Consider the following 22,643-nt stretch of genomic DNA (forward strand, 5'->3'; position numbering starts at 1 on the left):
TACTTTTTGTTACAGTTCCTTTTAATATGTCCAGTCGAAATCGTCTCCGTCCTCGATCACATATTCGTCAATATTTTCTGCGGTAACTGTAATAGGCTCTTTGATAACGATCTTTTCTTCCGGATCTTTTCCCTCTATTGTGTCGATCGCCAGATGAAGCGCCTCTACAGATGCCGCGCATGGGAACTGTGTAAACCCGTAAAATATTCCATCTTTTACATTCTTTGCCACTCCATTGATACCGTCTGCATTTACAACAATGATTCCTTCATCATCTCTTCCTGCCTCTACAATTGCATCCCACGCTGCCAGTGTAACTGCTCCGTCCTGAGAGATCACTGCATCGATTTCACCTTCTCCGTATTTGCTCAAAAAATCTTCCATTACGGATTTACCTTTTGAAGATTCAAAATCCGTATACTGTCTGTCAATGATCTTGATGTCCGGATACTGAGAAAATACTTTTTCCTGTCCTGCTTTTTGTCCGTTATCCGTACCGGAACCTGCGATTGAATCCAGTGCAATTACATTTCCTTTCGGCTCTCCGTTTTTCTCTGTGATTGCGTCAACAACCATCTGTGCGCACGCCGCTCCATTATTTTCATCTGTCCAGCCTACAAAGTGCGTGTAGTCTTCTGTAGTCGCTGTTCTATCAAACAGAATCACCGGAATTCCAGAAGCGTATGCCGCTTCAATTCCAGGATTCACTGCATCCTCTACTGCCGGCGTGATCAGAATCGCATCCAGATCTTTTTGCAGCATTGCTTCAATATTACTGTTCTGTGTATTGGCATCATCATGCGCATCTGTTTCTACGATTTCGACACCCAGCTTCTCTGCCTCTTCCATTAACATATCGCGCATTTTCACCCGCCAGCTATTGGAAACTGATGCATTCGCAAAACCGATCACATATTTGCCGTCCTCTTTCGCCACTTTCGTTCCCCCTTCTTTAGCCGGTTCTTTTCCACTGCTGCATCCTGTTAATACGAGTGTTCCAATCATCGCACCTGCAAGTAACATTGAGATAATTTTCTTTTTCATAATTCTTTACTTCCTCTCTTTTATTTTTTACCTTTCATCACGAGCTCGTCTAACTGTTTTTACTATATCACATTTCGTTTGTCATTTTATTTTTTCGTTTAATTTTGTTTTAGTTTTTATTTTTTTCGTTTTTACCTGATTTTAATTGCATTTTTTGTATAAATTCCACATGTTTTTTTATTAACAAACTCTTTTTCACCCTAAATTTTTGTGTATTTTTCATGCTTTGCAAATCATTTTTTCGTTTTATTTCGTTTTGTATCTTTTTCTTCAATATTTTTTCTTTTTATTTGCTATCCATATTTCTTTATGCTATTATGTTAATAAGTAAATTACTTTTACTGGATACAGGATTCCATATCAATTATTTTATCGAGGTAAGCATTTTGTTTAAGGCTGAACGCCACAGGCGAATCAAAGAAATTTTAAAAGACTGCCGTCAAATCGAGGTTTCATCGCTCAGCAATCTCCTTGATGTCACAGAAGTAACGATACGAAAGGATTTTGAAGAGTTAGAGCGGGAAGGATTTCTCACTCGCTTCCATGGAGGGGCTACACTGAATTCTGAAGAAACGAATTCTTCTGTCAATACACCCTTCGTTAATCCGCTGACGGAATACGACAAAAACAAGGAAGAAATCGGACGTACTGCAGCGCAATTGATCAATGAACGTGAATGGGTTTTTCTCGGTCCCGGAACGACCAATTTTTATATTGCATGCGCCCTTCGGGATCGTGTCAATGTCAATATACTGACAAATAACTTTCTGGTGTCACAGGCATTGTATAATACTCCCGGAATCCGTCTAGATTTTTTCGGCGGTCACGTTGAACATCCCGGCTTCTATACGATTCCTGATAATCTTGAAAAAGATTTGGAAAATATGTATTTTGATAAGGCATTTTTCTCTATCGACGGAGTAGATATTCATGCTGGATATACATTATCTGATCGCCCGGTATATGATCTGATCTCCACGGTTCGCGCACGTTCTCGTGAAATGATCATGGTATTTGACTATACCAAATACGATCAACGTTCTTTCATGAAGGTAGGCAATTTGGATTTTGCAGCTGCGGTTGTTACAAACCCGGCTATTCCGGATGATTATAAACAGTTTTTTTTAGAACATAAAATTTCCGTATATACGAGTTTTGATTTGAAACCGATTAATTTTTAATTCGAATTTTAAAGTGGTTATTTATGAAATCTTTTTGTATACAGACAAAGTCATTATCTAAAACTGCGGACCGCCCATTACTTACAGATATTGATTTCACTGCCTTTTCCGGTGAGATCCATGCCATTATCGGTAACAATGGTGAAGGAAAAACCGTATTTGCTAAACTTTTATCCGGCGTGCGCAAAAAGACAAGTGGTTCTATTTTTCTGGATGGAACAGAACTCCACTTTGGGGATCCTTCTTCTGCCCAGAAAGCGGGAATTTATATCTTGCAGCAAGAACCTGTCCTTTTTCCGGAGCTTTCTGTCCGGGATAATATTACGCTCGGGGTGGAAAAACATATACAAAATCGTTCTTTTTGGGCTCCCTCTGCAAAAAAACTGGATTGCGTATGTCGTTCCTATCTAAAGAACTTTGGTCTGGAAGCCATAGACTTACATGCGCCTGTATCTGCTCTGTCTGCTATGGAAAAACTGATGATACAACTGTGCCGTATTTTAATCTGCAATCCGAAAGTTCTGATTCTGGATGAACCTTCTGCCTTGCTGACAACGATGGAAATTGAAATGTTATTTCAATTTCTAAAGGACTATAAAAAAGAACGGATCATTCTTTTGATCACACATAATTACTCTGTTCTTTTAAACCATTGTGACAGAGTTTCTTTTATGAGCGATGGACAAATTGAAGCCACCTTCACAATAGAGGAGCTCAAAACACCGTCCGGTCAAGCTTACCTGGAACGTTTAAAGATGAGCTTTTCGTATCCGTCCATGCGTCTGGCACCGGGAAACGAAACGGTAAACATCCGGTCTCTTTCTACAAATCTGCTTTCCGGCATTAATTTTTCTATGCACCAAAAAGAAATCGTCAGCATTGCCGGATTAAAAAGAGAGCAAAAAGATTCTCTCATAGCAGCACTTTTGTATAAAAAAGGAATGACCGGTGGAAGTATTTCGTTTCCGAAAACCAAACAGTCTCCGATCATCAGTGTGATCAGTGACAGTCCCGCATACGAAATGCTCTTTGAAACGCAGTCCGTACCTTTTAATATTACGGCCTCTGATTTCAGGCGGACCCGCAGAAGATTTTTTACTTCTGTAAAGAAAATGCGTTCCTACGGAAAGCGCTATTTTCAGAAATTGCATATAAAAGATGCGGATATACACACGCCGCCTATGTATTTGAGCACGGGTACTAAACAGAAGGTGATTCTTGCACGTTCCCTTTTTAAATGCGCAAATATCTACATATATGACGAACCAACAAAAAATCTAGATTCTACAAGCAAGCTGGATTTTTATAACATTCTAAATGCATTAGCTTTAGAAGGAGCTTCAATCCTTCTGATATCTTCTGATTATTCAGAGATGATCGGCATGAGCAGCCGTATTATTCTTGTAAAGAATGGATGTCAGACAGGAAATTATTCAACAAATTACCTTTCAGTCGAGACTCTGTCTAAAGAATTAGAATAATGCAAAGGATGATGAACTATGAAAAAAAATAAATTAATTGCTTTCGACTTGGGCACCGGAGGCATCAAAGCCTCTTTGTTCGACGCAATGGGAAATTCTCTCGCAGAAGTTTTTCAACAATACGAAACGTTCTTTCCAAAGGAGAAATTCACCGAACAACGTCCTATGGATTGGTGGTGTGGTGTCTGTAATGCCACTCGTCTGCTCCTTGAACAAAGCGACTGTCTTGCAGAAGAAATTGCATGTACGGCCCTTTCCGGACACAGCCTTGTTGCTGTTCCTATCGATAAGGAGGGGAATATTTTACTGAACCAGGTTCCAATATGGTGTGATATGCGCGCAGAAGATCAAATCTCTAAATTTTTCAAAGAGTTGTCTTATGAAGATTGGTACTCCACTACGGGCAACGGAGATCCGGAAGAATGTTACACAATTCTGAAGTTGATGTGGATGCGTCAGCATCAACCGGAAATTTTTGCTAAAACATATAAAATTCTCGGTTCAAAAGATTTTATTAATTATAAGTTCACCGGAACCATCTGTACGGATCCGTCCTATGCTTCCGGTTTCGGCGTCTTTCACTTACTAAATTGGGATTATGAAGAGCGCTTTTTTAAGGCCGCCGGTATCTCCAGAGAAATTTTTCCCGAAATCCGCCCCTCCGATTCTATCATCGGGTATGTAACTAAAGCCGCTGCAGAAGAATGTGGACTCTGTGAAGGAACCCCTGTTGCCTGCGGTGCTGTAGACAATACCTGTATGGCGCTTGGCGCACGTGGATTAGAAGAAGGCGTTGCATATACCTCTCTCGGTTCTTCCAGCTGGATAGCCGTCACCTCAAAAAAGCCTATTATAGATCTGCAAATGCGCCCCTTCGTATTCGCTCACGCAAAAAAGGGCTATTATACATCTGCTGTTTCTATTTTTTCAGCAGGTAATTCTTTCCGCTGGGTACGCGATCAACTTTTAAAAGACTATCCAGATACTACAAATACCTATGATATTATGAATCAAATGGCAGAAGCCACACCGCCAGGAGCACATGGCGTTTTGTTTAATCCCAGCCTTGCCGGCGGAAGTGCACAAGAACCTAGTCCAAATCTAAATGGGGGATTCATGGGTATTACTCTTGGCAACACCCGGGAAGATCTTGTCCGCGCTTCCATGGAAGGAGTTGCCATGGCACTTCGGAAAACTCTGGACATTCTTTTAAGCCAGACGACAATCTCGGGGGAAATGCTTTTGTGCGGCGGGTGCAGCAAAAGCGCTGTATGGCGCCGGATTTTTACCGACATCTACAACATGCCCGTCATCAAAACTACTGTGGATCAGGATGCCGCATCTCTGGGAGCCGCCGCCCTGGCAGCAAACGCCTGCGGTCTCTGGGATGGATATGATAGGATACAGTCTGTTCACAAGATAGAAGACCACTTGGAACCGATTCCTGAGAACGCAGAATTCTATGAAAAACTTCTGGAAATATATGATGACTGGACGCAGGCTCTGGCCCGTCTGGGAGACAGAATGAATCAGATTCGTTCTATGTAAAATCAGCCCCATCCTCAATAATATAATACCCTCAAGCAGGACAATGAAAACCCTGCCTGGGGGTATTTTATATCCAGAAAAAATAACGTTCTCTAAACTTTTTTCAAAAACAAAGAAAATGTCGTACCTTTTTCATCGGATGCCACCTTGATATACCCGTTCTGCTTATTCACAATATCACGGGTAAGATATAGACCGATCCCTACGCCGTCAACTCCTGCTGACTGCTTTCCACGGTAAAATCTGCCGAAGATTTTTGCCTGTTCTTCTTCAGGAATGCCAATTCCGTTATCGGATACATCCAATCGCAAATACGATGGATATTCGGTGATTTTCAAGTCCACAACTCCGCCGCTTGGTGTGTATTTCACAGCATTGTCAAGTACATTGGTAACAGCTTCTGCCGTCCAGTTAAAATCAAGCAGGGCTTCAAAGGTCTGCCCACAATCAAAGGTAATCGTAATATTTTTATCCCTTGCTTTGGCATAAACCGTTTTTACCGCTTGCATAACAATATCATTTAAACTGCTTTGTTCAGGTTTCAATCGGATAATGCCACTTTCCAAACGGGACATTTTAATCAAACTGTTTGTCAAAAAAGTCAGCTTTTCAAGGGACATCTGCAAGGTGGCAATATATTCACTTCTCTCCTCATCGGATAACCCTGTATCACCTAATAACTGTGCAAAGGTGTTTGCCGCTGCTACGGGCGTTTTGATTTGATGCGAAATATCGGAGATTAAAGTTTTGATCTGTTCTTTCTCTTGTGTCAGCATTTGATTCTGTGCCTTTAAAATATTGCGGAGTTTTAGAAGTTGGTGCTGCAGCCGTGCAGTCAGGGTATCCTCAGCTTCTGAAAAGACCGTCCGTTCCTGCTGTTCTACCAAAGCTTCAATGAGCAGCGTAATCTCCTCTAACAGATTATCGTTATAGCGGTTGTGCAGAAAGTCCATTAGGAACAACAAGCCACATAAAAATACAAATGCAAAAGAGATAAAAAGCGTACGGAAAAGGATGTCCTCCATAAAAAAGAACACACCAACAGATACCACCGCCGTAGCAGTACCTATAATTAAAATCAGTTTTCTGTAAATTTCAAAATGCTTCATCGTCATTCTCCAAAAGTGTAACCCATACCAAAAACCGTCACAATGTATTCCTGCTTTTCATCATGCAGTTTCTGCCTTAGCCGCTTAATATTCACACGCACGGTATTATCATCAACAAAGTTTCCGTCTATATCCCAAAGCTGTTCCAAAAGCATCGCCTTTGTAACAACCCTTCCCCTGTTTTCCATTAGATAAAGGAGCAATTTGTATTCTGTTGAGGTCAAATGTATTTCCTGTCCCTTCATTAAAACAAGACACTTTTCTTTATCTAACTCTAAATCTCTGTATTTCATACGAAGTTTTCCTACGCCGGTTCGTTTTAGAACTGCCAATACTTTTTTTCGTAAAACTTCAATAGAAAAAGGCTTTGATATATAATCATCACAACCAACGCCAAACCCTTCCAACATATCTTCTTCCGTATCATTAGCGGTTAAAAATAATACAGGTGTTTCCGATGTTTCCCGAATTTTCTTACAAAATTCCAAACCATTTCCGTCAGGCAGGTTAATATCAAGCAGAAACAAATCATACTTTTGCTTTTGGTATTGTTGCAATGCTTCCAAATACCCATAGACTGCTGTAACCGTATGCTCGTCTTTTTTTAAGGCGATAGAAATACCCTTGCTCAGAATTTTATCATCTTCAAGGAGAAAAATATTTGCCATAGCCGTAAAACGCACCACCTTCCTCAATATGCAAAATTGCAGGAACAGACGCAGCAACGCTGCGTCCGTCCCGCAGCCTCATTTAATTATCAAAATTGTGCAGTCTTTCAATGACCGTTTCATCAGAAGTTGCTTTGTAAACAATGGCAGGAACGCTTAAGCAAATTACAAAGATTGCTGCAATCAAACCGATGACAAGAGCAACAGGGTATTTAAATACTGCATAATTTGCCATATGCGGAACTGCATCTGCCACCAACATTAGGAACGCATTACCAAAAGTCATAATCAGCAGAGTAGAAATCAGAGCATAAATACCGCCTTCTAAAGTAAGTATCTTCATAATCTGCTTTTTCGTTGTTCCGATACTTTCCATAATGGCAAATTCATTTTTCCTTGCCACCACACCCGTCAGCATTACATTGACAAAGTTAATCAAACCAATGACAATGAGCAGAATTGCGGCACCGTTCCCCAACAAGCTTAAAGAGTAGTTCATCTGTTCAAATAGTTCTTTCTGGTTAACTGCTGATTTAAACTGCCATTCTGATCCAGTCAAGGTACTGTTGATCGCCTGTAATTCGCTGTCAATTCGTTCTAAATCGTTAAAATCTTTAATATTCACACCGATTGCGGAAATGATTGGTTCTTTTGTCAGGCGTTCCATACCTGCTTCGCTGACAAAGATAATATCTGGAACCATATAAATATCTTTGCGTCTGCCAATACTATCAGAAAGATTATTTGCATAATCGTCATAGTAAAAAGAACCGTCGATTTTAAAATCGGTCGCCTTGCCGTCTGTATTGTCGGCAGTCAGCGTTAACATTTCCCCCACTAAAGCGGTAGTGGGAGCAAGAATTTCTGTATCTCTTCCGGCAATCGCTGTTTCACCACGCCTAAATGCGTCCATGTCAATGGGCGTATCAGGGTGCTTGGCATTGTATTCTTCCAGTATCCTGTCGTCTGGAAGCGTTGTAATATAGCAGCCGTAGTCACCGGCATCAGCATACCCTTTCATTACCTCTATCATCTGTTCATAGGACTGTCCCTTCGATTTATATTTGCTGTCCTCATATTTAATTTTCATAAAGCCTTCTAAAGCGGTTTCATCAAAGTCAATACCTGCCCAGACTGTCTTTTGAATATCTACATTTTCAACACCGTCGATTTGCTTAATCTGTTCCACAAAATGTTCGTCGAATTGAGGTACTTCCTTGTTGAGTTGCTCAGGCTGTTCAAATTGAATATCATTGTATTCAAAGTTATAATCCATGTATTCCTTAATAAAGTTCTCAGCCGACATACTGCTTATAACTCCATTTACGCCTAAAATCATAGTAATTCCCATAAACAAGGACATAAACACAAGAATAGCTCGCTTTTTGTCACGGAACACATTATGAAATGCCATCACATGCAGCTTGCCGCCATTGGTGGAATTTCTGCTTTTTGTTTTCTTCGGTGCAAAATTCTGAAACTTCAATGCTTCTATTGGCGAAATTTTTGCAGCCGCTTTTGCAGGAGCATTGCAGGCAATCCAAACAGTTACCGCCGAAAAGAGAATGGACAGAATATAGATAGATGGATGAAAAAACACTTCGGCATCCATCATCGACTTGCCCTGTTCAAAACCCTCGTTCAAAACAAAGGGAACAATTCCAAAGGAAACAGCGGTGGCTAACACAATACCAATCGGGATACCAATGCAGGCAAACTTAACCGCCTGATTTTTTACCAGTGATTTAATCTGTTTTTGCGTTGTTCCAAGCGTTTTCATCAAACCGTAAAAACGGGTATCCTTTGAAATGGATATATACAAAACATTGTAAATAAGCAGATAGCCGCTGCCAATGATAAAGAATACCAATAGGATTACCATTGCGATAACTGAACCGCTTGATGATTTCATGGAAACCGCACCGCCGAAAGATTGATTTTCGTTAAGCTCCACATCTTTTTGAATACAATAAAAATCATCGGGCATTTTATTCAGCGACAAAGAAAGAACGCCGTCCTGTGCCATTGTATAGCCTGCGTTTTTACAATAGCTTTCTGAAACAAAGCCCATTCCCGTACCTGTATAGGAATGAAACCATCCGCTTAATGTGAAATTATTTTCCTGCTGACCGTTTTTATCATAATAAGATAAAGGAATTTCCATATTCAGCTTCGGCTCTTTAATTCCAAGCTGTGAAAGAGCATCCTCTGACAGCATAATTTCATTTTCATTTGAAGGATATTTCCCTTCTATATCTTTGATTGTTTCTTTATAGTGTTTATCCCATTCAGTAGTGTCGTAATACGAAAGTGCGATAGAAAGCTCACGCCCCTCGTCGTTCTTCTCGGCAACTGAGCCGACCATATACTGCGTACCTACAGTTTTAACATATTCCAAATTCTTAATCTGCTGTTCCTGCTTTTCTGTCGGCATCGCAAGGGACGCATTAGCGGTCGTGCCTGCGGTACGCACCTGCATTAACTTCATATTTTCCATATAGTTAATGCCCAAACTAAATACAGTTGTAATCATAAAGGTAGTTAGGACAATTGCAAACACCGCAAACAGGTTACGAATACGGTTTGCTTTCATCATTCCCTTTTCCACTCTCTTAACTGCTTTTTTATTTCGGTTAGCGTGCATATCTGACACCTCCCGAAACAACCTTGCCATCCTCAATGCGGATTGTACGGTCTGCCATTTGAGCGATTTCCTCATTGTGCGTGATCATAATGGTGGTTTGGTGGAACTGACGGCTGATCGACTGCATCAGCAAAATAACATCCATACTTGTTTTTGAGTCCAGATTTCCCGTCGGTTCATCCGCAAGGATAATGGCAGGCTTTGTCGCAAGGGCACGGGCAATCGCAACCCTCTGCTGCTGACCGCCTGAAAGATTATTCGGCATATTTTTAAGCTTTTGTTCCAAGCCAAGAGTATGGATAATCTCTTTTACAAATCTTGTATCGGTCTTGCCACCGTCGATCTCAATAGGGTACACAATATTCTCATAAACATTGAGAACAGGAAGCAGATTGTAATTCTGAAATACAAAGCCGATATTTCTGCGGCGGAAAATTGTCAATTCCTCGTCCTTCATTTTCAAAAGTTCTTTTCCTCGGATAGTAACACTACCAGAAGTAGGGCGGTCTAACCCGCCGATCATGTTGAGTAGTGTAGATTTACCGCTGCCTGATGTACCGATAACAGCAACAAATTCGCCTTCCTCTACGGAAATGGATACCCCATCCAAAGCATGGACTTCGTTTTCTCCGCTTCCGTATATCTTTCGTAAATCTTTTGTTTCAAGTATTGCCATATTAAAACCTCCAAATTTGTATTTTTTATTTTGTAAGTTCAGTATAGCAACCACTTCTTACAATCTCATTACAGTCTAAACTAAGAATATTCTTCTTCATCAACACTTTTAATTACAAATAGAGGCAAAAACGGCAATTCACTTATTCCTTTTTCAAGAGGTTTTACCTTGTTTGAAAAATCAATCGCATAAATTTCATCATAATAACTGTTGCCCTTTGTAAAAAAATCGCCACCCGGCTGTAAGTGACGATTTCTGAAAGTTATTTTGTTGTTATCGAATGAGCCAGCTGTACTCCTGCCTACAATCCACCACATAATCAGCGTAGACTATATCGTCTACTATTTGAAATATTATCATATAGCGTTTCTCAAACAGGATAAAACGATAGGCATTTCTTGGGATATAGTTCTCTGTGAGCCACGAACATCTCTGCGGCATCAGTTCTAATGAATTTGCAGTCTTTTTAAATTCGGCTGTCATCCGTTTCGCCTCTTCTAGGTTGACCTGTGCCAGAAAAGCAGCGTGGGAAACAAGCATCTGCGTTGCCCGTTCTGATACGATCACACGGTATTTATTCTGCTGTTCCATGAGCTGCCGCCTCCTTGATCGCACTACGCATCATCGCAGCGACTTCATCAACAGAGTAGCCTTTGCTTCCACGCACCCTATCTTCCTCTACGGCAAGTAATTCCTCACGCAGCTTCAGCATTTTTTCCCTGCGGTTATAAGTTTCAATATCCATAACGACTAAATCTCCCTCGCCGTTCTTGGTAAGGAAAACCGGCTCTGCGGTCTTTCTGCACATATCGGCAATCTCGTTGTAATTCTGGCGGATTGCTGCGGATGGACGAATATTCATAACAAAACCTCCTTCTCGTATATTAGATAGTAATATTCTATCCATATTATACTCATTTCATGCAATCAAGTCAATACGCACAAAAAATTGTTGTGCACATTTAACCCCCGTAATATAAAAACTTCATTTCCTCATTTCTGTTCGTCAGATCAGAGATTTTCCTCCACCTTCCTTCAGATCCCCCTCACATTAATCATAATCTTGCCATGAATAGGACACCCTTGATCTTGGCTGTATTCTTCCCACTACTAGGGCGGATCTGGAACTTTCATCCATTAGCGGCGTGCGCCGCAAGGCGCACCCAAAAATAAGCGTACCACTATTTCTAATGATACGCCTATCTCATTTCATTTTTTAATTAAGGTCTATAAAAACCCTTACAATGGTATGTCTCCATTGATCTTTCCTTACATACTGTCCGTTAGCCTTTCGATAGGCGGCTGCCTGCTCGAAACTAAGCGGTAATTCAAAGGAAAGAGAACTCCTACCTTTGTGCAATAGCAGCCTGTGCTGCTGCCAGTCTTGCGATCGGCACACGGAATGGTGAGCAGGATACATAATCCAGACCCAGCTTATTGCAGAATTCTACAGAGCTTGGATCTCCGCCGTGCTCTCCGCAGATACCTACATGCAAGTTCGGATTTACCGGTTTTCCTAATGTAATAGCCATATCCATCAGCTTGCCGACACCATTCTGGTCAAGTTTAGCAAATGGATCATTCTCAAATATCTTCGCATCATAGTAAGCTTCCAGGAACTTACCTGCATCATCACGAGAGAACCCAAATGCCATCTGTGTCAAGTCGTTTGTACCAAAGCAGAAGAAGTCAGCTTCTTTTGCGATCTCGTCAGCTGTAAGAGCTGCTCTTGGGATCTCGATCATTGTACCAACTTCGTATTTCAGATCGCTTCCTGCTGCTGCGATCTCAGCATCTGCTGTCTCAACAACGAATTTCTTAACATATTTCAGCTCTTTGATATCTCCTACAAGCGGGATCATGATCTCCGGTTTTACTGTCCAGTCCGGATGAGCTTTCTGTACGTTGATCGCTGCACGGATGACAGCTCTTGTCTGCATCTTAGCAATCTCCGGATACGTAACTGCAAGACGGCATCCACGATGTCCCATCATTGGGTTAAACTCGTGAAGGCTATCGATAATTGTCTTGATCTGCTCAACTGTCTTACCCTGAGCATCAGCCAGTTTCTTGATGTCCTCTTCCTCTGTTGGAACAAATTCATGAAGCGGTGGATCAAGGAAACGAATCGTAACCGGATTTCCTTCCAGAGCCTCATACAGAGCCTCGAAGTCTCCCTGCTGCTCCGGAAGGATCTTCTCAAGGGCAGCTTCTCTTTCCTCTACTGTCTCGGAACAAATCATCTCGCGGAATGCATCGATTCTGTCGCCTTCAAAGAACATATGCTCTGTACGGCAAAGTCCAATACCCTCTGCTCCAAGCTCACGAGCTTTCTTAGCGTCAGCCGGTGTATCAGCGTTTGTACGAACTTTCATTGTTCTATATTTGTCAGCCCATCCCATGATACGACCGAACTCTCCAGCGATCGTAGCATCCACTGTCGGGATGATGCCGTCATAAATAGCGCCTGTAGATCCATCCAGTGAGATGCTGTCTCCCTCGTGGAACTCTTTTCCGGCTAATGTAAATTTCTTATTTGCTTCGTCCATTGCGATATCTCCACAACCAGATACGCAGCATGTTCCCATTCCACGTGCAACTACAGCAGCGTGAGATGTCATACCGCCACGGACTGTCAGGATACCCTGAGCGCTCTTCATACCTGTGATATCTTCCGGTGATGTCTCAAGACGAACAAGAATTACCTTCTCACCTCTTGCAGCCCACTCTACAGCATCATCAGCTGTAAATACGATTTTACCGCAAGCAGCTCCTGGAGATGCTCCAAGTGCTTTCGCCATTGGTGTTGCAGCTTTCAATGCAGCAGCGTCAAACTGTGGGTGAAGCAGTGTATCCAAGTTACGTGGATCGATCATTGCAACTGCTTCTTCTTCTGTTCTCATTCCCTCGTCAACAAGGTCACAAGCAATCTTCAGAGCAGCCTGTGCTGTTCTCTTACCATTACGTGTCTGCAGCATGTACAGTTTACCATGCTCTACTGTAAACTCCATATCCTGCATATCTCTGTAGTGTGTTTCCAGAGTTTTGCAAACTTCTTTAAACTGTGCGAATGCTTCTGGGAATTTCTGTTCCATCTCGGAAATGTGCATTGGTGTACGAACACCGGCAACTACGTCTTCTCCCTGAGCGTTTGTCAAAAATTCTCCAAACAGACCGTTCTCACCTGTAGCTGGGTCACGTGTAAATGCAACACCTGTTCCACAGTCATCTCCCATGTTGCCAAATGCCATCATCTGTACGTTAACAGCTGTTCCCCAAGAATACGGAATATCATTGTCACGGCGATATACGTTGGCACGCGGGTTGTCCCATGAACGAAATACTGCCTTAACTGCTCCCATCAGCTGCTCTTTTGCGTCAGCCGGGAAGTCCTCGCCGATTTTTTCTTTATATTCAGCCTTGAACTGTCCAGCCAGAGTCTTTAAGTCTTCTGCTGTCAGTTCTACATCCTGTTTTACACCTTTTTCTTCTTTCATCTTGTCGATAAGTTCTTCAAAATATTTCTTACCAACTTCCATAACTACGTCTGAGTACATCTGAATAAATCTTCTGTAGCAGTCCCATGCCCAACGAGCATTTCCTGATGCTTCTGCCAAAGTCTCAACAACTTCTTCATTCAGGCCCAGGTTCAGGATCGTATCCATCATACCAGGCATAGAAGCTCTTGCTCCGGAACGAACGGAAACAAGAAGCGGATTCATCTTATCGCCAAATTTCTTTCCTGTGATTTTTTCCAATTTTTCGATAGCTTCCATGATCTGTGCCATGATCTCATCATTGATCTTTCTGCCATCTTCATAGTACTGTGTACAAGCCTCTGTAGTTACAGTGAATCCCTGTGGTACCGGGAGTCCCAGGTTTGTCATCTCTGCGAGGTTTGCGCCTTTTCCGCCAAGAAGGTTTCTCATTGTAGCGTCGCCTTCTGTGAACATATAAACCCATTTTGCCATGTTCTAATGACCTCCTAAATAAAATTTTACAAATAAATTTGCATTAAGTCGCATATAATATTCTAATTGTTTTACCCCTTGCAGTCAAGCGTTTTATTGGTAAATATACACAATATTTATTCCCTGTTTTGCATATGTCAATATTACAAAATAGGAAATTCTGCATAAATATACCTTGTCGGGCGGAGCCCGCCCACCTGTAAGGCATGTATTACGGGATACCCGGATGGATATACCTCGTCGGGCAAAGCCCGCCCGCCTGTAAGGCATATATCACGGATACCCGGATGGGTATACTTTTCCATCTTCTTTCCGCTACTTCATTTGTAAAAATGCCCGGTATCCCTTCACCGCCTCGTATACATCCGCCTTGCTCGTCACTTCATAAGGCGCATGCATATTCAGGACTGCCACGCCGCTGTCTATGACTTCCATGCCATAGTTTGCCATGATATAAGCGATCGTTCCGCCTCCGCCTAAGTCTACTTTTCCCAGTTCAGCAAACTGATACGCCACCTTGGCTTCATCCATCACCTTTCTTAATCTTCCAAGATATTCTGCATTTGCGTCGTTGGAACCTGACTTTCCTCTGCTGCCGGTAAATTTATTGAACGTAAGCCCATTTGCAAAAAACGCAGAACTCCGCTTCTCGAATGCCTCTGCAAACATCGGATCATACGCTGCGCTTACATCTGATGAAAGCATTTTAGATCTGGAAAGCGCGCGGCGGACTTTCAATTCTGATTCTCCTTCTGTAAGCGCCACCAATTCTGCCACTGTATTTTCAAAAAATTTAGAGTGCATCCCTGTTGCGCCTACACTTCCAATCTCTTCTTTATCTACAAGCAGACAGCATCCTGTCCGCACCGGCTGTTTTACATCCAGCATGGCAAATAAAGAAGTAAACGCACATACCCTGTCATCCTGTCCGTAAGACAGCACCATACTTCTGTCAAACCCGCAGTCTCTCGCCTTTCCCGCAGGTACGATCTCCAACTCTGCGGAATAGAAGTCTTCTTCTTCCATTCCGTATTTTTCCTTGAGTATACGCATCACATTCTTTTTTACAGCGTCTTTCTCTGCTTTATCAAGATTTTCTGTCTGCTCGATCGGACGGTTGCCGATCAGAAGATCCAGCTTTTCTCCTTCGATCACTTTAGACGCCTTCTTCTCCAACTGTTCCTGTGCCAGGTGGACTAAAAGATCTGTGATCACAAATACCGGATCTGCTTCATCCTCCCCTACGTTCACCTTGACGACAGTCCCGTCTTTTTTCACAATAACGCCGTGCAGCGCAAGAGGCTGCGCCACCCACTGGTATTTCTTGATTCCGCCATAATAATGTGTATCCAAATACGCAAGCCCTTCGTTCTCATAGAGAGGATTCTGCTTTACGTCGATACGGGGAGAGTCGATATGCGCCCCCAAGATGTTCATTCCTTCTGAAAGCGGCTTTTCCCCAATGCAAAAAAGCGCCGCCATTTTAGACATGCACACAGCATATACTTTATCCCCGGCACTTAGCTTCTTTCCTTGCGCAAGTATCTTCTCTATATTCTGATACCCTGCCTGTTCTGCCATATCTACTGTCAGAGCGACACATTCGCGTTCTGTCTTGCCTTGATCCAGGCACGCTTTATACCGTTCATTGAGTTCTGTCAGTTCCTGCATCTGTTTTTCATTATACGTTGTCCATACATTTCTTGCTTCCATTTTCTCTGCCATCCTTTCCTTATGTCCGTATTCTTCTCAACTTCTTTTTATCCTGTCCGCAGACACTTCTGGCCGTCAAGACGCAGCCATTTCAAGTTTCCCGTAAGCATACCCAGCAGACAGGCTTACGCTTTTGCCTAAAACCCGCAGACAGCTTGCGCTTCTGCTTAAAAAGAGAGGAGATACCCTTGTATTAAGAATATCCCCCATCGCATCACTTCATTCTACCACTCAAACTTTTTCTCAAAGTATTCTTTCAAGTCTTCTATCTTTACTCTTTCCTGTTCCATCGTGTCACGGTCACGCACGGTAACTGCTCCATCCTGTTCAGATTCAAAATCGTATGTCACACAGAACGGGGTTCCAATCTCATCCTGGCGGCGATACCGCTTCCCGATATTTCCCCTGTCGTCAAATTCGCAGTTATATGTCTTAGAAAGCGTCTCATACACTTTCAGCGCGCCTTCATTGAGTTTCTTAGAAAGCGGAAGTACGCCTACCTTCACAGGCGCAAGAGCCGGATGGAAATGCAGGACCGTACGCACATCTCCCCCTTCTAATTCTTCCTCGTCATAAGCGCTGCAAAGGAATGCCAGCACCATACGGTCTGCTCCCAGTGACGGCTCAATGACATACGGAACATATTTTTCCTTTTTCTCATCATCAAAATAGGTAAGATCTTGTTTGGAAACTTCCATATGGCGGGACAGATCGTAATCCGTACGGTCTGCGATCCCCCATAATTCACCCCAGCCAAACGGGAATAAAAATTCTACATCTGTCGTTGCTTTACTATAGAAAGATAATTCTTCTTTCTCATGGTCGCGATACCGTACTTCTTCACTTTTGAGTCCTAATGTGCTCAGCCAGTTCAGACAGAAGTTCTTCCAATAGTCAAACCATTCCAGATCTGTATCCGGTTCACAGAAGAATTCCAGTTCCATCTGTTCAAATTCTCTGGTGCGGAATGTAAAGTTTCCAGGTGTTATCTCATTACGGAAGGATTTCCCTATCTGTGCGATACCGAAAGGTATTTTCTTTCTGGATGTCCTCTGGACATTTTTAAAATTCACAAAGATCCCCTGCGCTGTCTCCGGCCGCAGATATACGATATTCTTCGCATCCTCTGTAACCCCCTGGAAAGTCTTAAACATCAGGTTGAATTCCCGGATATCCGTAAAATTATGTTTTCCGCAGGAAGGACACTTAATGTCATGTTCTTCTATATAGGCTGTCATCTTCTCTTTGGACCACGCATCTACACTTCCGTCAAGCTCCACTCCGTTCTCCGCCGCATAGTCTTCGATCAGCTTATCTGCGCGGAATCTTTCTTTACATTCTTTGCAGTCCATCAGTGGATCGCTGAATCCGCCAAGATGACCGGAAGCCACCCATGTCTGTGGATTCATCAGGATCGCACAGTCTACTCCCACATTATAGGGGCTTTCCTGTACAAATTTTTTCCACCATGCTTTCTTTACATTATTTTTCAGCTCCACGCCCAGATTCCCGTAATCCCATGTATTGGCAAGTCCTCCATAGATCTCGGAACCCGGATATACAAAACCTCTTGATTTTGCCAGAGCTACGATCTTATCCATTGTCTTTTCTACCATTGTACTGTTCCTCACATTCTCCTTTTTCGACTGATATTTATTATAACGGGTCGCTTTCCTTTTGTAAAGCATAAGCAGCTCTTTACAGCAGTGTCTCCAGTATTTCCAGAGATTTAAATTTTTTATCTATGTATACGTCGCAGTAGCGCTCCATGATCTTACCGAGCTGATCCAGTACTTTTTCTGATACTGTAAATGTATACAGTTTCTCGATCTTACTGCTTTCTATATATTGCATGCTATATAATGTAGACTTATCCAGAAGTATGTCGTCTATGACGTCTCCTGCACACCCGTCACACACCAGACCGCCTTTTTTCACGCTGAACCGATATCCGGGCCCCTCGCATCCACAGGCCACACATTGAAAGACCTGCGGTCCTTCCCCATTGATGCAGACTGCCTTCAGCTCAAATATGAAACGTACTAACGGATTCGGGATATGCGGATTCGACAATGCTTTCAGCGTCTGATACAGAAGCTTCAACATTTCTCTCTCATCATTTTGTTCCCTTGTATAATAATTTGCAAATTCCAAAAAATAAAAGCCATAATAAGCGCCCGTAATATCCGCTCTTAATTCAGCAAAATAGTTGGATATATGAGCAGACTGTATCGTATAGGAAGTTCTGCCCTCATATACGACAAACTCGCCGAAACTAAACGGATTGACCGCGCCGATAAGAGGGCTGTTCGGCCGCCGTGCCCCCTTGGCAAATGCGGAGATCTTTCCGCGTTCTTTCGTCAGTATCACGATTCTTTTGTCATATTCTCCTATCGGCGCTGCGGACAGCACCATCCCTGTCAACACAATTTGATTCACACTCTACGCCCCATTTATCATTACTTGTCTGCCCGGTTTTTTTGCTCTTTTCCCATCTGTACTGCAGATAGTCTTCCACGCTTCCTGTCAGCATAAACTGACTCCAGTATGTTTCTTCCATCAGCTCACCTCTTCATATGTGTTATGATTAGGTTCCCCGATTCAAAAGCACTCTATACCACGTAAAAACTACCAGCTTTTTTTACACGAAACGCCTTGACAAAAGACTCCCTCACATTTCGTCCTGTCTATAGCCGAAATTCTTCATCAGAAAATCGCTGTCGCGCCAATTTTTCTGGACTTTTACCCATAATTTCAAATGTACTTTGCAGTCTAACATCTTTTCGATCTCATAGCGTGCCGTACTTCCGATCTTTTTTAGCATACTTCCCTGTTTTCCTATGATGATCCCCTTATGCGAATCCCGCTCGCAGATGATCGTTGCGTCAATGTGCATGATCTTCTTCTGCATTTTCATCCGGTCGATCGCCACAGCAATCCCATGCGGTATTTCCTCCTGCAGACAATGCAGCGCCTTCTCTCGGATAAGCTCTGCCACAATCTGTCTCTCCGGCTGATCTGTCACTGTATCCTCATCATAAAACTGTGGTCCATAGGGAAGATATTTCATGATCACCTTTACCAACTCGTCTGTATTATCCCCATTTCTGGCAGAAACGGGAACGATCTCTGCAAACGCAAACGCCTGTCGATATGTATCGATAGCCTTCAGTATCTCTTCCGGCTTCACCATATCCGTCTTATTGATGACGAGGATCACCGGCGTTGTTCCCCTCTTAAGCTGTTCTATGATATGCTGTTCGCCTGCTCCAATAAAAGTAGACGGCTCTACTAGCCAAAGCACGACATCTACTTCTTTTAGTGTATGCTCTGCTACGTTCACCATATATTCTCCCAGTTTATTTTTCGCTTTATGTATACCGGGAGTATCTACAAAGACGATCTGTCCTTCCTCTGTAGTCAGTACGGTCTGTATTCTGTTCCTGGTCGTCTGCGGCTTATTGGATGTGATCGCGATTTTCTGTCCGATCAGATGATTCATCAAGGTAGACTTGCCTACATTTGGCCTGCCAATCAGCGTCACAAAGCCGGATTTGAAATTTTCCTTCATTTTTTCTCCTTTTCCTTCTGCATACAGATTCCGTCTGCCGGATTTTTCCCCAACAGACGGAATCCCGATCCCTCTCATTAAAATAATGTTTTTACTTCCATAAACATATCTTTCGCCGCTTCTATCTTATCTTCTCCGCCTATCACACAGAGCATATCCGCCCGCAGAAGCGCTTCCACTACAGAGGCAAGAGCACGTATGTCTGCCTGAGATGCCGTAAGAATCTCCATACGTTCTTTTTGTATCATTTCCGCAGATACATGGTTCATATAAAGATTCATAGAACGGTCTCCTTTTGCCGCCGGCGTCATTGGACGGTCGATATTGCTGATCGTTCCGATGATATACTTATTCATATCTCTTTCACTGACAGTAAAATTCTTCAGATACTCCACTACACCTTCATAAATCTGCATTGTCTCTTTCAGATTCGGATCACGGTAAGAAACAAGATACCCTTCCCCGATCCGGTTAAAATTACTCATACATCCGTATGCGCCGCCCTTTACTCGGATATTCTGCCACAGATAATCGTAACTTAAAATCACTTTCAGGATCTGCAATGTTCCGCTGTACTTTGCGCCCTCATCGATGAAATTGCCGACTCTTGCCACGTACTGTACTTTTGAAGAAGTTTTAAAACCTTCGTTTCTCTTTTTCACATGCAGGACGCATCTATTTTCCTTTTTCTGTTCTGCCTGATACAATGTATGCTCTATCTTCCGGAATGCTTCTATCGCGGGCAATACTCCGTCTTTTCCAGAAGTGTAACTGATCATCAGATTATCTGCCCGGAAAACAGATGCCGCAATAAACTGCAGTTTCTCTATCAGTTCTTCTTTTCTTTGCTCAAAATGTTCTTCTATATCTCGGACTACTTCATAGAAACCAATACCATCCGTATCATCCTTAAATTTTGCCATAGGTGAACCGTAAGACAATGCGCGCAGCGCCGCCGTTGTATGTCCGGACGATTGGAAAGACATCGTCAGTCTGGATTTCAGCATAGCAAGGATTTCTTTGAGCCGCTTTTCATCATGTAGTTTTGATTCCATCAGGATTTCTCTCATCATGGAAAACAAAATATCCATCTGTGCGAAAAGCGCTTTTCCTTTCATCTCAAAGGTCGCCTTAAATGCTTTTTCTTTTACATGTACCGCATCTGCATATAACTCCAAGGACGTTCCGATCCCGCCCGTATGCACATTGATCTCATTAAACAATTCTCCATATTCATAATGATTTGTATCAATGATCCCGAGTACACTCTGCAGTATACCTACATAAGGCAGAAGTTCTTCCTCTATTTCCGAAAGGTCGAACATAAGCGTCACATAGCCGATCCCGTTTGTCTCTACCTCATGATATACCATAGGGACATCCCCGGCTTTTCTTTCTTCATTATAGATCGGCGCGATTTTCCTAGATATATCTTCTCTTTTAAGCACCGGAATCTTAGCTAGATCTTCTGGTCTGGATTCTTCTTCTTGGTATCTAACAAGACCAACCGTATCTGCTGCCAGTTTTTCTATTTCTTCTGCTGTAAGTTCTTCCTTGTACTTTTGCAGTTTTTCCTCTAATTCCTTATCCATCCTTGCGGTACGTCCTCTTTCCGGCTTAACCGTTACGATAGAACCATGTGAGTTTTTCAGCAGATATGTCTCGATCAGCTGTTCAAAATATCCTGTTCCCACTTGTTCTTTCAGAAATATGAACGTAGGGATCGCCTGCATATGGATGAATGGTTTTGTCTCATCATACAGCCAGCTGTCAAACAACTGAAGTCCGTACATCAGCCCCTTTGGATAGTTTCCAAAGTCTGCCTCCCGGAAACGGAATTCGTGATAGTTGAGCCCTGCTTCCAAAGCCTTCCTGTCAATCCCCTTTTCCACGATCTCTTTCAAGGTATCCTCAATGACTTGAACAAAGGCATCCTTCTGTTCCAAATTAGCATTTTTGGCAATCACGGAAAAAATCGGCTGATAGATTCCATTATCATAAGAACCCATAATATCCTTGCCGATCCCGGCATCCAACAAAGCCTTCTTCAAAGGAGCGCCGGGCGCCGATAAGAGTGCATAATCTAATATCTGAAAAGCGAGATACAGCTTTTCATCCAGAGAGGTTCCGATCACCTTGTTGTAGGAAAGATACGTGTTATCCTCAAGTGACTCCTCACTGGAAACAGAATATTCCATCTCCACTTCTTTGATCTTCTCAAAAGGTTCCTGATAATGGATCTTAGACTCCACCTCTTGCACAGTAAAAGCAGACAGGTACTTTTCGTCCAACCATCTGAGTTTTTCTTCCATATCCATATTTCCATAAAGATATATATAACTATTAGAAGGATGATAATACTTTCTATGGAAATTTAAAAATTGCTCATATGTCAATTCCGGAATCACCTCCGGGTCTCCTCCCGACTCATTTGCATAAGAGGTATCCGGGAAAAGGGAGTTTAAGATCATACGGTCCAGCACACCTTCCGGAGAAGAAAACGCGCCTTTCATCTCATTATACACAACACCGTTATAAGACAATTTTCCATCCGCTTCATCCAACTTATAACTCCACCCCTCCTGACGGAAAATCTCCTCATGCTCATAGATGTTTGGATAAAAAACGGCGTCCATATACACATGCATCAGATTCTGAAAATCTTTGTCATTACAGCTGGCTATCGGATATACCGTCTTGTCCGGATATGTCATGGCATTTAGAAATGTATTCAGAGAGCCTTTTACTAATTCCACAAAAGGATCTTTCACAGGGAACTCTCTTGAACCACACAATACCGAGTGTTCCATGATATGCGGTACTCCCGTGCTGTCTGAAGGAGGTGTACGGAAACCTATGGCAAACACTTTATTTTCATCTGCATTTTCCATCAGCAGTATCCTTGCTCCGCTCTTTTTGTGTCTTAAAAGCACACCCTTGGATTGTATATCTGTTAAGTCTTCTTCCTGCACTACTTCGTATGCTGTCAACTCATATATACTCATCTGTTTTTCTCTCCTTGTCATGTTTTCTATTA

General features: G+C 42.5%; 17 protein-coding genes. 3 read left to right on the plus strand and 14 right to left on the minus strand.

The window, feature by feature from the left end; translation table 11 throughout:
- Positions 1 to 21: 21 nt before the first annotated feature.
- Complete coding sequence (locus WKT01_RS10560; protein ID WP_117975073.1) at positions 22 to 1,044, minus strand: substrate-binding domain-containing protein; 1,023 nt, start codon at positions 1,042 to 1,044, stop codon at positions 22 to 24.
- A 386-nt stretch (positions 1,045 to 1,430) separates the two neighbouring features.
- Here WKT01_RS10560 and WKT01_RS10565 point away from each other — a divergent pair, with 386 nt between their 5' ends.
- The 3 genes from WKT01_RS10565 to WKT01_RS10575 are packed head-to-tail and all read left to right on the plus strand — an operon-like array spanning position 1,431 to position 5,254.
- Positions 1,431 to 2,225: a DeoR/GlpR family DNA-binding transcription regulator gene (locus WKT01_RS10565; RefSeq protein ID WP_270395636.1), complete on the plus strand. Its 795-nt coding sequence runs from the start codon at positions 1,431 to 1,433 to the stop codon at positions 2,223 to 2,225.
- Between the two features lie 23 nt (positions 2,226 to 2,248).
- Positions 2,249 to 3,706: an ATP-binding cassette domain-containing protein gene (locus WKT01_RS10570; RefSeq protein WP_117975071.1), complete on the plus strand. Its 1,458-nt coding sequence runs from the start codon at positions 2,249 to 2,251 to the stop codon at positions 3,704 to 3,706.
- An 18-nt stretch (positions 3,707 to 3,724) separates the two neighbouring features.
- Positions 3,725 to 5,254 carry a xylulokinase gene (locus WKT01_RS10575; RefSeq protein ID WP_117975070.1) on the plus strand — a complete coding sequence of 510 codons (1,530 nt, stop codon included), beginning with the start codon at positions 3,725 to 3,727 and terminating at the stop codon, positions 5,252 to 5,254.
- Positions 5,255 to 5,346: 92 nt separating this feature from the next.
- Here WKT01_RS10575 and WKT01_RS10580 read toward each other — a convergent pair whose 3' ends face one another.
- From WKT01_RS10580 to WKT01_RS10640, 13 genes are all read right to left on the minus strand, one after another.
- Entirely contained in the window at positions 5,347 to 6,363 is a 1,017-nt protein-coding gene (locus WKT01_RS10580; RefSeq protein ID WP_117975069.1) for a sensor histidine kinase, read from the minus strand.
- A gap of 2 nt (positions 6,364 to 6,365) precedes the next feature.
- On the minus strand, positions 6,366 to 7,031 hold the full coding sequence (locus WKT01_RS10585; RefSeq protein WP_270395638.1) for a response regulator transcription factor: 666 nt from the start codon (positions 7,029 to 7,031) through the stop codon (positions 6,366 to 6,368).
- A gap of 82 nt (positions 7,032 to 7,113) precedes the next feature.
- The gene (locus WKT01_RS10590; protein ID WP_117975067.1) at positions 7,114 to 9,675 is read right to left on the minus strand and encodes an ABC transporter permease; all 2,562 of its coding nucleotides are present in this window, start codon (positions 9,673 to 9,675) and stop codon (positions 7,114 to 7,116) included.
- Positions 9,665 to 10,351, minus strand: a complete 687-nt coding sequence (locus WKT01_RS10595) for an ABC transporter ATP-binding protein (RefSeq protein WP_009243486.1) — start codon at positions 10,349 to 10,351, stop codon at positions 9,665 to 9,667. The genes WKT01_RS10590 and WKT01_RS10595 overlap by 11 nt, the downstream gene beginning before the upstream one ends.
- 273 nt (positions 10,352 to 10,624) lie before the next feature.
- On the minus strand, positions 10,625 to 10,942 hold the full coding sequence (locus WKT01_RS10600) for a type II toxin-antitoxin system RelE/ParE family toxin (RefSeq protein WP_117975066.1): 318 nt from the start codon (positions 10,940 to 10,942) through the stop codon (positions 10,625 to 10,627).
- Positions 10,926 to 11,213 carry a type II toxin-antitoxin system Phd/YefM family antitoxin gene (locus tag WKT01_RS10605; protein ID WP_117975065.1) on the minus strand — a complete coding sequence of 96 codons (288 nt, stop codon included), beginning with the start codon at positions 11,211 to 11,213 and terminating at the stop codon, positions 10,926 to 10,928. The genes WKT01_RS10600 and WKT01_RS10605 overlap by 17 nt, the downstream gene beginning before the upstream one ends.
- Before the next feature lie 484 nt (positions 11,214 to 11,697).
- Positions 11,698 to 14,322 (minus strand): pyruvate, phosphate dikinase, encoded by a 2,625-nt coding sequence (gene ppdK / locus WKT01_RS10610; RefSeq protein ID WP_117975064.1) that lies wholly within the window; start codon positions 14,320 to 14,322, stop codon positions 11,698 to 11,700.
- Positions 14,323 to 14,637: 315 nt separating this feature from the next.
- The gene (locus WKT01_RS10615; protein ID WP_117975089.1) at positions 14,638 to 16,035 is read right to left on the minus strand and encodes an aminopeptidase; all 1,398 of its coding nucleotides are present in this window, start codon (positions 16,033 to 16,035) and stop codon (positions 14,638 to 14,640) included.
- A 224-nt stretch (positions 16,036 to 16,259) separates the two neighbouring features.
- Positions 16,260 to 17,651 (minus strand): glycine--tRNA ligase, encoded by a 1,392-nt coding sequence (locus tag WKT01_RS10620; protein ID WP_117975088.1) that lies wholly within the window; start codon positions 17,649 to 17,651, stop codon positions 16,260 to 16,262.
- 82 nt (positions 17,652 to 17,733) lie between these two features.
- Positions 17,734 to 18,474 carry a DNA repair protein RecO gene (gene recO / locus WKT01_RS10625; RefSeq protein ID WP_270395639.1) on the minus strand — a complete coding sequence of 247 codons (741 nt, stop codon included), beginning with the start codon at positions 18,472 to 18,474 and terminating at the stop codon, positions 17,734 to 17,736.
- Positions 18,416 to 18,595 carry a hypothetical protein gene (locus WKT01_RS10630; RefSeq protein WP_117975062.1) on the minus strand — a complete coding sequence of 60 codons (180 nt, stop codon included), beginning with the start codon at positions 18,593 to 18,595 and terminating at the stop codon, positions 18,416 to 18,418. Before WKT01_RS10630 ends, recO begins: the two co-directional genes overlap by 59 nt.
- Positions 18,596 to 18,706: 111 nt before the next feature.
- The gene (gene era, locus WKT01_RS10635) at positions 18,707 to 19,606 is read right to left on the minus strand and encodes a GTPase Era (protein WP_340312320.1); all 900 of its coding nucleotides are present in this window, start codon (positions 19,604 to 19,606) and stop codon (positions 18,707 to 18,709) included.
- Between the two features lie 77 nt (positions 19,607 to 19,683).
- Positions 19,684 to 22,611 carry an insulinase family protein gene (locus tag WKT01_RS10640; protein WP_340312321.1) on the minus strand — a complete coding sequence of 976 codons (2,928 nt, stop codon included), beginning with the start codon at positions 22,609 to 22,611 and terminating at the stop codon, positions 19,684 to 19,686.
- Positions 22,612 to 22,643 lie beyond the last annotated feature (32 nt).

Origin of the sequence: Mediterraneibacter sp. ICN-202921 (genome assembly GCF_037890075.1) — a bacterium.
In the GTDB taxonomy this organism is placed as follows: domain Bacteria; phylum Bacillota; class Clostridia; order Lachnospirales; family Lachnospiraceae; genus Mediterraneibacter; species Mediterraneibacter massiliensis.